Genomic DNA, 14,457 nt, shown 5'->3' with positions numbered 1-14,457 from the left:
CGATAAACCGTCGGCGAGGTTTTCTGTCATAGTCCTGTTGAACACTCGAGCGGGCAACCGTTTAGAAACTGAACGAGAAGCGTCCGTTTCCAAGGCTAATCGTTCGCGTCGTGCGTCGACCCGGACTATGGCCGTGATCCGAATGACCACGATGACTTGGCACAACAACCGGTGCCGGGACAGCGTGCGGCGATTGTCGGTAGTACGACGGTGCGTAGACGGGGCGACGAACAACGACCGGGGCGCGGTGGCTTGCCGTACGAAGCGAACGCAGATCGTCTTGCAAGTGATGGATACTGTCCTCGATCGAATTGAGCAATCGTTTCACATGCGAGGTGCCACCGTGAATGTGACCGTCGCCGTAGGCTGCACGGTGTTCAATCGCATCGACCAGCGATTCTAAGTGATGGAATTTTGCATCCAACTGAGCCAAATCGGATTCCAAGTGAAACGACTCGCCTTCACTGTGGGCGACATCATGCAGGTGGTGAGCCAACGTCGCCATTTCTCGCGAATCCGAAACCAAGTGACCGTACTCGGGTGTGTGAACGTAAAGCCGAGTCTCGTAGACAAGTTGCTTTGACTCGCGTTCGATCTTCAGCGCCAACTGGTCGATATGGTGGTAGGTGTTTGCCTGCGCTGATCCAGTAGCGGAAGCGAAAATCAGTGCGAGCGATGCGATGGTGGATTTAAGAAGTGTCATGATTAGGATCCTGAGATTGTTCCAGTGCGGGGGAAGCCAAACATCCGAACTGACTCGGACATTGACAGGGAACGAATTGCATCCAACGTGCCAACGGGTTTCACAATCTCAGAATCCATCGCAAAACACGGCAAAACACGCCGGTTTCACGATCGAGACGCGAAACAGCAAAAAGGAACAGTGTCATCACTTCGATTTGCCATCGAGTCTAGTGTCATCGTTGTGAGTGCGCTTTGACCATTCGTTTCATCCCCCTGCGATAGCGAGAGCAGTTTTGTAGCCAGCAGCGTACAATCTTCGACACGCACAGCGATCGACTCTGCTCTGCGTCCCCGCCTCTACCGAATACCACCGCATGATGCCCGCCAATCCACATCGCAACTTCCGTCCCCGAACATTTTTAACTGCGGTTTGCCCAGCAACCATGTTCCTGGCGTTCATCGTCGGGGCACCGGCAATCGAGTCGGCTAACGGCGAACAGTTGACCGACATCGAAACCCTTCGCCACCGATTCGAAGACAGTTGTTTTGGTTGCCACGGCGACGGTGCCGATGAAGGCGGATTCAGTTTTGATGCGTTGGCCGATGGCAGCTACGGCGACGATACGATGAAGCGTTGGGAAGCGGTCTGGAAAAACATCCGAGCCGAAACGATGCCTCCGGCGGACGAGTTCCAACCGGAACCGGACGAGCGTCGCGAATGGGTTGATTGGATCCAAAAGGAAGTCTTCCGGCTCGATACCAACAACATTGATCCGGGCAAGGTTGTGCTGCGTCGTCTGAATCGTTCCGAATACCGCGAAACTATCCAGCAACTCACCGGCGTCAACTTTGACGGCAACGAAGCCTTTCCTGCGGACGACACGGGATACGGATTCGACACGATCGGGGAAGTGCTGCACATTTCGCCTGTGGTTTTGGAAAAGTACCTGCTGGCGGCCGAGTCGATCATTCACGACACAATCCCACTGGAAGGAGCGACGCCACCGGAACAACGTTTCTGGAGCGACCATTTGCACCTCGATTCACCGGAGGGCGAACAGTCGAAGACGGTCAAGTTTGATCAGTCGCGAGATTTCCATTTGGTGGAAACTCTTAAAAAACCGGGCGACTACGAAATTGCCGTGCGATGGGAAGTCAACGGTGCATGGACCAATACGGGTGAAAACGCCGACTTGATTTTGCTGCACCACGTTGACAAAGAGAACACGGTTGAGATCGGTAAAGCAAAGGCGGGTTTCTTTTTCGAAACCAAAGGCGATCTTCGTGGCAAGGTCACGGTCACCGACAAGCCTTTGCACGTGAGCATTCGCTTTAAACCGCTGCCTCGCGACGCCGACGCCAAGACACTTCCCGAGGCGGAGGACGCTTCGTACAGTTTCCGAATCTCGAACGCGAACGTGGTCGGCCCGCTCAACGCTGACGAACGAGAGTACCGTAAGGGCAGTAAAATTTTGGTCGGTGGACCGCCGCCGATCGACGCGGACGAAGAAGTACTGGATCAAATGAGCCGCGTGGTGCTAGAACGCTTTGCATTGCGGGCGTTTCGCCGGCCTATCGACGACCGTTCGCTCGATCGGCTAGTCGCGATTGCACGCGAAACTCGCACTGCTCCCGATAGTGGTTATGAACACGGCTTGGCCGCCTCATTGAAACTGATTCTGGCTTCTCCTCGATTCTTGTTCCGAATCGAAAATTCAATCTCGCCGAACCAACTCACATCGATCCCTCCTAACACACCGGTCTCGGCACTTGGCGACCCGATCGACGATTACGCTCTGGCCACCCGGATGAGCTACTTTTTATGGGGCGGACCGCCGGACGACGAGTTGCTTCGGTTGGCTGGCGAAGGAAAGTTGCGTCAGGAGCTTGACGCTCAAATCAAACGAATGATTGGAGACGAATGGCGAATGCGAACGGGTGTTTCTAACTTCGTCGGCCAATGGCTCAAAACGCGTGATGTCACCAGCGTGTCGATCGATGTCCGTCGGGTGTTAGCGTATCGCGGCGACGAAAAAGATTTTTCGTGGCAGGTTCGCGATTCGATGAAACAAGAAACGGAAACGTTGTTTCGTTACTTGATCGAAGAAAACCGTCCGATCGAGGAACTGCTCAACGCCAACTACAGCTTCCTGAATGAACCGCTGGCAAAGTTCTATGGCATCGACGGGGTCAAGGGAGACCAGATGCGTAAAGTCGATTTGCCGGCCGACAGTCATCGCAAAGGCATTTTGACGCATGGCTCGATGTTGCTGGTGACCAGCAACCCGACTCGGACGAGTCCGGTCAAGCGTGGGCTGTTCATCCTCGAAAACTTGCTCGGCACGCCGGCGCCTCCTGCACCGCCGAACGTTCCAGCGCTGGAAGATTCAAAGAGTGGCGATATGAAGAACGCGTCGCTGCGCGAGATTCTTGAATTTCACCGACGCGAACCCATGTGCGCGTCATGCCACCGTCGAATGGACCCGCTGGGGTTGGCACTGGAAAACTATAATGCGATCGGCCAGTACCGCGAGATGGAGCTTGGCTTGCCAGGACGACGCGGCCGGGAAGCCGAACCCGACAAGGAGATCGACCCAACTGGCGTATTGATGACCGGCGAGAAATTCAGTTCCGTAGTCGAACTTGCTGACGTGCTTGCCAACGATCGGCGAGAGGACTTTTATCGCTGTCTGACCGAAAAGATGCTTGTGTTTGCACTCGGTCGCGGCCTGACGTTTGGTGATGCCACGACCGTCGATCAAATTGTTGCCAAACTGAAAGCGGATGATGGTCAAATGCAAACTCTGATCGAGTCGATCATCCGTAGCGTTCCCTTTACCCATCAACCGAAAAGCGATTCAGTGGCGCTAATTTCCGCCGACTGATCCGAGCGATCCCTCAACGTCGTCCTTTCACGAGTCCAACCATGAATCCCACATCGACTTCACTAACACGTCGCCGTTTTTTGCGAGCATCGGGTCTGTCGTTGGCACTGCCGATGCTGCCTAGCCTGGCCGGATCCGCTCGTGCAGCAGCCGAGACCGAAGCTGCCGCCGAAGCGACTCGGTTGTGCTATGTCTACGTGCCCAACGGGGTCAACATGAAGCACTGGCGGCCCGAAGGCGAAGGCGCAGACTTTACATTCAATCGATCGACTAAGTCGCTAGAGCCATTCCGTGATTCGATGCGATTCATCACAGGCTTGGAACATCGCGAAGCCTACATTCACAACGACGGTGCCGGCGACCACGCCCGCGCCCATGCATCTTTCTTGACCGCCGCGCGTCCCCACAAGACATCCGGCGCTGACATCCACGTCGGCGTCTCGGCGGACCAGTTGGTCGCCCAGCAAATTGGATCGCAAACACGTCTGCCGTCTCTGGAACTCTCTTGTGACGGTGTACGGACCAGCGGCGAATGCGACTCGGGCTATTCGTGTGCCTACCAATACAACCTGGCATGGGCCGACGAACAGACGCCGGTCGCACCTGAATCGAATCCTCGCCTAGTTTTCGAACGGCTATTCGGCGAGGGCTCTCACGGCGAGCGAGCAGCCAACTTCGCCCGCCGTCAAACGAAGCAAGAGTCCGTGATTGACTTCCTTCGCGATGAAGCCGAATTCCTCAATCGTAGTTTGGGCTCGGATGATCGTCGCAAGGTTGACGAGTATTTGACGGGCATCCGAGAAATAGAAACTCGCATTGAGAAGACCGAACGGTTTGGCATGCCAGTGGATCCTGATTACGCGACGCCCGCTGGAATCCCCGACAGCTATCGGGAACACATCCGTTTGATGATGGATGTGATGGCACTTGCACTCGCCAGCAACACGACGCGAGTTTCAACGTTGATGCTGGCACACGACGGCAGCAACCGCTCGTTCAAGGAAATCGAAATTGGCGACGGACACCACGACCTATCGCACCACAAGAAAGACGAAGAACGGCTCGAAAAGATCGCCAAGATCGACACGTTCTACTGTGAACAACTGGCCTACTTGTTGGCCACCATGAAATCGCATCAGTTTGGCAACCAAACCACTTTGCTGGACAACACACTGCTGGTCTACGGCAGCGGATTGTGCGATGGCGACCGTCACAACCACGACGATCTGCCGATCATCTTTGCCGGCGGCGGAGCCAAGGGAATCAAAAACGGCACCCATCAGCGTCTAGCTGCGTCGACGCCGATGGCGAACCTGCACTTGGAATTGATCAATCGGATGGGTGTCGCCAAAGACGAGTTCGGCGACAGCACCAGTCAATTCCCACTAGCATAGCGTCGGCTGCAGAACGTCATGCCGGTTCTCACCGGCCAGTTTGAAATGGTCGGTCGGATTCGGCCCTGCGACTAGGGAAGATCAATCAAGGTTTTTCCAGTCGCATCAGTTACTCGAAGCTGCTCGATCTTGGCTTCGCCGACGCCGTCGCTAACGTCCAATCGCAGTTGGTGCATCCGTGCTTCGGTTGGAATGCTGATCGTATAGTCATGCCACTTTCGGTCTGAATCCACAGGGAATTCAATGCGAGTTCCGTTGGGCAGACTCGTTTCTTCGTCCGTCGTAAAGAACAACTCGCCGTCACCCTTGGCCGCACTAAACAAACGAAACTGCAGCTGATACGGGCCACTTGCAATGGCTGGGTCGAAAGCATCAAACGCCAGACCTGGATCATCGCCGGTAAAGGTCATTAGCAGCGTTCCGTCTTCGATCTTTAGCTGAGTATTCTTTCGAGCACGAACCTTCTTCGGCTTCTCAGACTCCGTTTGTTTCGGCTTCGTTGCGGCTGTCTTCTTTGCCTTGCTTCGAATTCGTCCGTCACCACCCGGATCTTTTTCAAAGTTAGTCCACTCGGGGTTCAGGTGTGGCAACTTCGCTTCCTTGGCTGGAACGAGTGATCGATCTGCTGCGTGCAACACCTCTCGCCCCATCGCAGTCCAAGTTTCGACTAGTGCTGCTAAACGTTCGGGTTCTTCGGTCGCCAAATCAATCATCTCAATTCGGTCGTTGCTGATGTTGTAGAGTTCCCACTGCTCACCACGAAAACTGACCGCTTTCCAGTCGCCGTCACGGATGCCGCGATCGGTTGCAAACTTAAAGTGCAGCGGTTCGGCTCGCTCGATTTCTCCGCCGTCAAAGATCGGCCTCAATGATTGACCTGATACCGGGCGCAGTTCGCGGTCGGCGAACGCACCAGGGATATCGGCCCCGGCAACTTCTGCAAGCGTCGGCATAACGTCAATCAGGTGCGCGGGCTGACGATGGATGGCCCCCGGGTCGGTTTTCAAGCCAGCTGGCCAGTGAACGATCGCTGGCGTACTGATGCCGCCTTCGTACTGGTTTTGCTTGTAGTATCGAAATGGACTGTTCCTAGCCCATGCCCAACCTGTCGAGTCTGACCAACTGACCGATCCGTCGGTCGGATCCTTGTCGACATGGTTGCTGACGCGATCATAAGGGCAGGCACCGTTATCAGCGACGAACCAGATCAACGTATTTTCCAATTCGCCAGCCGCTTCCAAATCTGACATCAACCGGCCGATCTCCTGGTCAACCCGGTCGATCATTGCGGCTAGCGTTCGCATTCGCTTGGTTTCAAAATCGCGACGTACATCGGAAAGCGAATCCCACGCCGGCACGTGCTCGGGACGCGGACTCGGCTGATCAACACCGTCGAGCAGACCGAGTTCAATTTGCTTTGCCACTCGTTTCTCGCGAGCCTGATCCCAGCCAGCATCATAAACGCCCTCGTACTTGGCGTAATCCTCTGGCAGTGCTTGCAGCGGTGCGTGAGGTGCGTTGAAGGCAACATACAGATACCAAGGTTGACTTTCCTCGCGAGCGTCACTTAAGAAATCAATTGCATAGTCGACATCAGCAACCGTCGTGTAGAAACCTTCTTGGGGAACATCAAACTTTTCACCGTCAAGCCGAAACGTGTTGTCACCCAAAAAGTAATTGCACGCTCCACTGAGATGGCCAAAATATCGATCGAATCCAACATCCGTTGGCTCACGATCAAGGTGCCACTTGCCCGTCATCAGAGTCGAGTAGCCGGCCTTAGATAGAACTTCGGCGCTCGTAACCGCATGCTTCAGAGACTCGTTTCCTGCCGCTTCGCAGTACTGGCCCGTCAACAACGAAACTCGCGACGAATGGCACTTTGCCGTGTTATAGAACTGGCTAAATCGCAGTCCATTTTCGGCCAATCGATCCAAGTTGGGAGTCTCGATTTCGCCGCCATAACACCCAATATCAGAAAACCCTAGATCATCCACCATGATGACCAACACGTTGGTAGGCGGCGATTGCGATTGAACATTGTTCGAACAGCACGCGACGATAGCGGCAATAACCACCGCAGGTAAAACAGAACGGGATTGGCGGAACTGCATTGAAGATTCCTTCGGGGGGATGTGACTGCGACCCCTGTCGCGCATGCCAAGTCTAACGCGCCGCGATCAAAACGGGACGTGATTGCCAAAGGCTATTTCAAATTGAAAATTGCTAGACGAACCTCAGCCAGTCGCTAACAAACTGGCTGCGTTTCTTAGTTTGCAGCTACGGCAGCCGCGTATTCAGTTCGCTGCGAAGCGATTCGATCGTTTCTTTGGGCGTCTCTAGAACCAAATTCTTTGTCTCGCTGCCGTCGATTGCGTGATCGTACAGTTCGATTTCACCGTTCTTGTGCTGGATCAAACGATACTCGGGCGTCCGAATGGTCTTGCCGCTGTTGAAGTACGAAATCGCAGAGTGCCCAGGTGCTTCGGGTCGATTCACGATCGGCTGCAAAGAGACTCCGGTCACCGAAGATGGCCGAGGAATACCGGTCAGGTCACACAGCGTCGGGAACATATCGACGGATTCAACGATCGCGTTGGTGGCGACGCCGGGCTTGGATTGATTGGGCGTACGGATGATCAGCGGAGAACGCAGCGATTCTTCGAACAACGCATGCTTGCCCCAGATGGCGTGTTCACCCAGATGCCATCCATGGTCGCCCCACAACACGACCACGGTGTTGTCGGCCGCGCCAGTTTCGACAAGCTTTGCCATCACTCGACCAACCATCGCGTCGGCGTACGTCACACAAGCCGCGTAGTGCCGGCGCACTTCATCCGCAAATTCGGAATCGGTGTTTGGGTCGCGGCCCCAACGGTTGTATCGCATAAATTCGCCCGATCGATGCCAAGTGGTGGGGCCGATCGGACGTTCGGGATGTTGAATCGGCGCAAGCTGAATATCACGGTACGGTTCCATGTACTTTGCCGGCGCGCCGAACGGCAGGTGCGGCCGGATGATTCCCACGGCTAGAAAGAATGGCTTCGTGTTGTCTTTGGCAAGCTGATCCAACTGGTCAAGCGAATCGTCCACGATCAGCCCGTCCGGATAGATCGTGTCGTCACCTTCGGCCGATTGGTAGACATCCATTTTTGAGGGATCTTCACGGATCTCGCCGCGTGCCAGCCCGTGCATGGCACCACGCGGATGCTGCCACGGACCGGCGGGCAATCGGTGACGATCCCATTCATCCGGCATCTCGGGCTGGTCGTCGTCATCCCAGTCTTTGCCGCCACGTCCGCCGGGATGGTGCGAGACCTTTCCGACTGAAACCGTGGTGTAGCCATGCTTGCGAAACCAAGCCGGCATGCTGGTCGGAACCGACTTCCCAGCCGCGATCAACTTGGCGCGATGGAAGATTGCGTCGTTGCTGCTGCCTCCGTAACAGCCCATCAACATCGCATACCGCGACGCACCACAAGTTGGCGCTTGCACGAAATGCTGGTGAAAGGCTCGCCCAGTCGCGGCCAATTGGTCAATGTTGGGCGAACGAATGTAGTCCGCGCCAAAGCAGTTCAATTCGGGACGAAGATCGTCCACACAAATCAGCAAGACGTTCGGCGGTGCATCGGCGGCGTCGGCCCGCGCACAGAGTACGGTCAAAAGAACAAAAACGATCAACCCGAACTGACGAACCATTGTCAAACCAAACTTTCTTTCGAATTCTAAAACGAACAACGCCCCAGTTTAGTCAGCCTGACGCAGCGACTTTTTGTAACGGTGAATGTAGATCAGGGAGTTTATCCCCAACATGATCAGCAATCCACCGACGACATGGGGACCGGCAAGCAGACGGGTCAGATCGACACCCGTTGCCGCCAGCAGAAGGAAACCGACGCCCAAAAAGATCTGCAAGTACACACCATGAGCAATATATCGCAGCGATCTGGCAGCGAGCCTTTCACTCGGCTTGGCGTCGGACTGCGACGGTTCGGGTGTTGCCGACGCCACTGCCGACGCCACTGCCGACGATGACGCCGACGACGTTGCCGACGGTCGGTACGGATTCCCAGCGTCCACGCGAGAAATACGGTCCTTCGGATCAAGTTGCATGATAAGACTTTGTAGGTGCGGAAAATCGGAAATTGTAATGGTATCCCACATCGTTGACATCACACACTCGTTGGCGGGTGCGCAGACCACGGTGTAAATGTTCTAATTCGACCACGTACCAATTGCCGTCAATGCCCGCTGACACTTCCTTCATTGCCATGCCAACTCAAGTAAAAACATTCGCGGATCCTTCGACTTTAGCAGACGCCTTTGCCGCGGATTTCTCGAATTGGCTATCCGAGCAAAGGCAGCCAACGGTAACGGTGGCGTTGTCAGGCGGCAGCACACCGAAGCTACTTTTCACTCGTTGGGCAAACCAATTTGCCGACAAGGTTGACTGGACGCGAGTGCACTTCTTTTGGTGCGACGAGCGCTGCGTCGCGCCCGAGGATCCGGACAGCAACTATGGAGTCGCAAAAGAGCTGTTCCTAGACAGCGTCAAGATTCCGGCCGAAAACGTTCACCGCATGATCGGCGAGTCAACGCCCGCGGACGAGCGTGCTCGCTATGAGACTGAAATTGCCGAACATGTTGCCGTCGGCGATAACGGATTGCCAGTGTTCGACTACGTGATGCTTGGAATGGGCGATGACGGTCATACCGCGTCAATCTTCCCGCACGAAAATCAGTTTCTGAAGTCATCGAACGTCTGCGAAGTCGCCACGCACCCGACGTCGGGACAGAAACGGATCACGTTGACAGGGCCGGTCTTGAACAACGCCAATAAAATCGCCTTCCTGATCACCGGTGCCGGCAAGGCAGACGTGCTGGCCGATGTGGTCGGTCACTCCGGCGACTTCGATCGCTATCCGGCGTCGCACATTCAAGTCGACGACTTGACGTTCTATCTGGATCAACCCGCGGCAGCAAAACTGTAGAACCGCCGCCGCGAATTATTCCAAACACCAACTTAACAAACGATAACTTCGACACTGCCATCGTCTTTCGAGGTTGTGTCGATTCGGATGTTTAAGAAGCGTTTCAAGATTGCGATATGAGTCAGGCTGTGCTGAGTCAGCGTGGTCGTGCGAAAGCGACTTGCGCGGCCCTGGCTTGCCGCCAATCCCATCGGCATTAGCAATTGATCCGCCAAATAAGGCCCGACGGGAACGTCCGAGACCAAGTACTTCCGTGCCTCGCGTAGCGTTGAACGGGCAATCGGTTCAGCCCGAACCCCAATCTTTCCGAAGCCGACAAACAGTTCGGTCACATTGTCGAACTGACACTCGATCATTACCGCATTCCCCGGTCCACCGGACTTGGCCACCTCGATGACTTCGCAGACGTCAACGTTCCAGTCTGCTTTCCGGCGAATGACATCGCACTCGCGATCACCGACCGAGGTCGGGACTTTCGAAACGAGTGCGATGACTCGCGGTCGCATTTCGCCTAGGCGTTCGACAAGCTCGATCCCGCGCAATCCAGACGACGGATTCACCCCAACGGTGATTTCTCCACCGCCGGCCGGATAGAAACCATGCGCTGAAATCGACGCGGTCACGTTCGCACCCATCTGACTGACCAGCGGCAAGAAACACCGCTCAAAGAAATCAAACGGAGGCGCCCACGACGCATGCGTCCCGCCACCGACCGTGACCGTCGACGAGGCATCTGACATCATCAGCGCCGGCAAAACCGTTTGGGCCACCAATACCGCACTGCCGGCCGAACCGACTTGATACCGGTATTCGCCACCGCGAACTGTGCCCGGTGTGAACGTCAACTCGCGCGAACCAAGATCGGCGCCGATCATCTCGCCACCGGCGATCTCGGCGATCGCTTTGACTCCCGTCAAGTGCTGTCTCAGTAGTCCCGGCTTCGAACGACCAGCGCGAATGTTCTGCAGTCTGACCGGCTTTCCCGTCACGGCAGCGAGAGCCAGTGACGAACGAATAATCTGTCCGCCGCCTTCGCCCTCGCTGCCATCGATCTCGATCATCACCATTCAATCATCCGCCTTGCTGGCGTCCTTGATCACGAAACGTGCTTTCAACCGTGCCACTTCGCTGGCCAGTCCCGCCGACTTCACGCTATGCAGCACTTCATTGAAGTCCTTGTAAGCCGCCGGCGCTTCGTCGATTGGATAACGTCGGCAGTTGCTAAGGATATCGTTTGATTCCAATTCAGTATCCACGGTCGATTGATCGAGCACGCGCTTTGCGTGACGACGCCCGAGCACTCGTCCCGCTCCGTGATTCACGCTAAAACACGATGCTTCGGCACCCGGATCCGCCACCATCACCGCCGACCCATCGCGAGGATTCCCCGGCAACAAAATTGGGTGACCCGAATTTGCGAACGGAGTTCCCTCGAGCGAGTGATGCCCGGCCGGCATCGCTCGCGTTGCCCCTTTGCGGTGAACCCACGCAGGTCGGTCGTTGACAATTTCTCGACGCGCAATGTTGTGGCTGATGAAGTACACCAGGTCACCCTTCACGCCCGGGATCACTTCCTGGAACGCTTCCAGTACGAGAGCGTTGATCAGCAAATGGTTCACGGTTGCAAAGTTCGCTCCCAACGACATGTCGTCCAAATAGTTGTTGGCCTCGTCCGATCCAAGCGGCGCATAAACCAATTGACGGTCGCCCGCCGGCAAAGGAATTCCCCAGCGATCGAACTTAGTTTGCAAATGCTTGAATTGCCCCGACGCCAAAATGTGTCCGAAACCGCGTGAACCACAGTGCGACAGAAACGCAACGTTTCCATCGTGCAGCCCAAACGTTTCAGCAACACTTCGAGCTCGTTCGTTATCGCCGACCTCCACCACTTCGCATTCGCCGAAATGATTTCCGCCACCATATGAACCAAGTTGTTGCATCTTTTCGCTAAAGTTCGTCATCTCGCGTGTCGCCAACAAAGTTTCCAAACGAGCTTCCAAAGCGGTCGCAGTCCCATCATGCCCGACATGAAACGAGTCCTCGCATCGGAACGCCCAGTTCGGTGGAATCCCCAGCGCCATGCAAACATCCTTGCTGGCACCTTCGAGGACCAACTGCTTTCCAAGCGTTCGATTGACGTGACGCGACTGAGCAACACTGCGTTGCCCCTTTCCCGCACCCGTCGGCGTACGTCGACAAATCGCCGAAATCAATTCGCGGCGGACCTTGCGGTCGTCGACTGCGTCGGCCGGCAGGTCCAACTGCAGCAGACTCATCGAGCACTTGATGTCGACCCCCACTGGCCCCGGATAGATATGCGTCGGCGAGACCAAAACGGATCCAACCGGCGCCCCGTAACCACAGTGCGCGTCGGGGTTCAGGATCAAGTCAGTCACGCCGGGCGCAAGTCGCGAGTTCACGGCTTGTTGCAAGCACAGGTCGTCGAAAGTCTCACGGATCGCCGCGGTTCCAAACACTTTGATTGGCGGAGTCGTCTCGGTTGGCAACAGTGCCGTCGCTTCGCCAGTCGCGATCATGCCGGGACCGTTGTAAACGTGACGGTCGCCGGATTGGCGTCGCGCCGGCGCCTTGGGTGGTGCCGTGTTTGAAACAGGGTTGGAGCTTGACGTGGACATGATGGCCTCAGGGGTTCAAGTAAATTCGCCTTCGTGGCGAACTTAATACCAAGCATGCGCTGTGCCAAGACGCACAAAATTACCGCAAGTCACTACCATGAAGGCACTTACGGCAAAACAGCAATCGCGTACCAGCAGCAAGAACCTGAAAGAACTATCATAAAAGAGGCGAATTTATAAACTTGGATAAAATCACGCATTGCGTCGAAACCACTCAATGAACAAATCTAACGTTTTGATCGGCCTGCTTGGTACCCAATTGGACACCGCGACTCGCAAGTCGACGGATCGCTGGTCGGGCTGGCGTCCGTCCGTGGCGATCTGCCAACAGGATGACTTTATCGTCGATCGATTTGAGCTGTTGGCCGATCCCAAGCACACAAAACTTGCCAACCAGGTTTCGGCGGACATCGAAACGGTGTCGCCCGAAACCACGGTTCACCAACACTTGATCGCGCTTGCCGATCCTTGGGACTTGGAAGAAGTCTATGCGACGCTACATGACTTCAGCCGCAGCTATTCGTTCGACACCGATCGCAACAACTACTACGTCCACATCACCACCGGTTCGCACGTCGCCCAGATTTGTTTGTTCTTGCTGACCGAATCGCGTCATTTGCCCGCGACGCTGTTGCAAACGTCGCCACCGAAAAGCCGTGGACGTTCGCGACGGCTAGAGGCCGAAAGCACAGCGGGTAGCTACCAAATCATTGACCTAGACCTTTCGCGCTACGATCAACTCGCGAAACGGTTCGGCGAAGAGCACGACGAAGCTCGGTCGATTCTAAAGTGCGGCATCGACACGAAAGACGCCGCGTTCAACGAACTGATCGAACGCATCGAACGAGTCAGTTTGGCAACCACGGCACCGATCTTAATGACAGGACCCACCGGCGCCGGCAAGACTCAGTTGGCTAAACGGATCTACGAGCTCAAACGAAACCGACGACAGATCCAAGGCCCGCTTGTCGAAGTCAACTGTGCAACGATTCGTGGCGAGCAGGCGATGTCGACTCTGTTTGGTCACACCAAAGGCGCGTTCACTGGGGCGGCGACTTCGCGTGCCGGACTGCTGAAGTCGGCGGACGGCGGAATGTTGTTCCTTGACGAAATCGGCGAACTTGGGCTCGATGAGCAAGCGATGCTGCTGCGCGCGATCGAAGAGAAACAGTTCCTGCCCGTCGGCTCCGATAAAACAACCGAAAGCAATTTTCAGTTGATCGCTGGAACCAATCGCGATCTCAGTTCGGAAATCGCAAAGGGCACTTTTCGTGAAGACCTGCTCGCTCGCATCAATCTGTGGTCGTTCAGGTTGCCGGGACTTGTCGAGCGGCGAGCTGATATTGATCCCAACCTCGACTTCGAACTGCAACAGTTCACGAAGGCGAGCGGCCAGAAGATTACGATCGGCAAGGAAGCAAGGAAGGCGTTTGTCGACTTTGCGATGGCACCGGATTCGTCTTGGAAAGCCAACTTCCGTGACTTAAACGCGGCCGTGACTCGCATGTCAACGCTCGCCGACGGTGGCCGAATCACTCCCGCACTTGTCGACGAGGAAATCACACGCCTGCGATCAAGCTGGACAGAAGCTTCCCCTGATCGAACGTCGGAAGACACATTGACGCCGCTGCTGGGCAAGGATCGACTGGCCGAGATCGACGCTTTTGATCGAATCCAGTTGGCCGAAGTGGTTCGAGTCTGCCGACGCTCGAAAACACTTTCCGCAGCCGGACGCGAACTCTTCAACGTTTCGCGGAAGTCAAAAGCCAAGCCGAATGACGCGGACCGATTGAAGAAGTACCTGACTCGGTTCGGTTTGCATTGGGACGAACTGAACTAGCAAAAGTGCCGCCACAGACTTCCGCGG

Annotated in this window: 10 protein-coding genes; 4 read left to right on the top strand and 6 right to left on the bottom strand. The window is 55.6% G+C overall.

Annotated elements, in window-relative coordinates; genetic code table 11:
* Positions 1-61 precede the first annotated feature (61 nt).
* The gene (locus Poly59_RS16575; RefSeq protein WP_146535173.1) at positions 62-703 is read right to left on the bottom strand and encodes a hypothetical protein; all 642 of its coding nucleotides are present in this window, start codon (positions 701-703) and stop codon (positions 62-64) included.
* A gap of 355 nt (positions 704-1,058) precedes the next feature.
* On the opposite strand from Poly59_RS16575, the gene Poly59_RS16570 reads away from it, so the two are divergent.
* Positions 1,059-3,569, top strand: a complete 2,511-nt coding sequence (locus tag Poly59_RS16570; RefSeq protein WP_146535172.1) for a DUF1592 domain-containing protein — start codon at positions 1,059-1,061, stop codon at positions 3,567-3,569.
* Positions 3,570-3,610: 41 nt separating this feature from the next.
* Positions 3,611-4,963, top strand: coding sequence for a DUF1552 domain-containing protein (locus Poly59_RS16565; protein WP_146535171.1), 1,353 nt, complete (start codon positions 3,611-3,613; stop codon positions 4,961-4,963).
* A gap of 71 nt (positions 4,964-5,034) precedes the next feature.
* Here Poly59_RS16565 and Poly59_RS16560 read toward each other — a convergent pair whose 3' ends face one another.
* From Poly59_RS16560 to Poly59_RS16550, 3 genes are all read right to left on the bottom strand, one after another.
* The gene (locus tag Poly59_RS16560) at positions 5,035-7,077 is read right to left on the bottom strand and encodes an arylsulfatase (RefSeq protein ID WP_261343500.1); all 2,043 of its coding nucleotides are present in this window, start codon (positions 7,075-7,077) and stop codon (positions 5,035-5,037) included.
* A 166-nt stretch (positions 7,078-7,243) separates the two neighbouring features.
* Positions 7,244-8,662, bottom strand: coding sequence for a sulfatase (locus Poly59_RS16555; protein WP_146535170.1), 1,419 nt, complete (start codon positions 8,660-8,662; stop codon positions 7,244-7,246).
* A gap of 48 nt (positions 8,663-8,710) precedes the next feature.
* Positions 8,711-9,076, bottom strand: a complete 366-nt coding sequence (locus tag Poly59_RS16550; protein ID WP_146535169.1) for a hypothetical protein — start codon at positions 9,074-9,076, stop codon at positions 8,711-8,713.
* A gap of 131 nt (positions 9,077-9,207) precedes the next feature.
* Here Poly59_RS16550 and pgl point away from each other — a divergent pair, with 131 nt between their 5' ends.
* Complete coding sequence (pgl, locus tag Poly59_RS16545) at positions 9,208-9,954, top strand: 6-phosphogluconolactonase (RefSeq protein ID WP_246151704.1); 747 nt, start codon at positions 9,208-9,210, stop codon at positions 9,952-9,954.
* A gap of 32 nt (positions 9,955-9,986) precedes the next feature.
* Here pgl and rtcA read toward each other — a convergent pair whose 3' ends face one another.
* The gene (rtcA, locus tag Poly59_RS16540) at positions 9,987-11,015 is read right to left on the bottom strand and encodes an RNA 3'-terminal phosphate cyclase (protein ID WP_146535168.1); all 1,029 of its coding nucleotides are present in this window, start codon (positions 11,013-11,015) and stop codon (positions 9,987-9,989) included.
* A gap of 6 nt (positions 11,016-11,021) precedes the next feature.
* Positions 11,022-12,491, bottom strand: coding sequence for an RtcB family protein (locus tag Poly59_RS16535; RefSeq protein WP_186776345.1), 1,470 nt, complete (start codon positions 12,489-12,491; stop codon positions 11,022-11,024).
* Between the two features lie 316 nt (positions 12,492-12,807).
* On the opposite strand from Poly59_RS16535, the gene rtcR reads away from it, so the two are divergent.
* Positions 12,808-14,430, top strand: a complete 1,623-nt coding sequence (rtcR, locus tag Poly59_RS16530; protein WP_146535166.1) for an RNA repair transcriptional activator RtcR — start codon at positions 12,808-12,810, stop codon at positions 14,428-14,430.
* The last annotated feature ends 27 nt before the right edge of the window (positions 14,431-14,457 follow it).

Source organism: Rubripirellula reticaptiva (genome assembly GCF_007860175.1).
In the GTDB taxonomy this organism is placed as follows: domain Bacteria; phylum Planctomycetota; class Planctomycetia; order Pirellulales; family Pirellulaceae; genus Rubripirellula; species Rubripirellula reticaptiva.
Note: the sequence above shows the minus strand (reverse complement) of the source record. Positions and strands in the feature narration are given on the sequence as shown.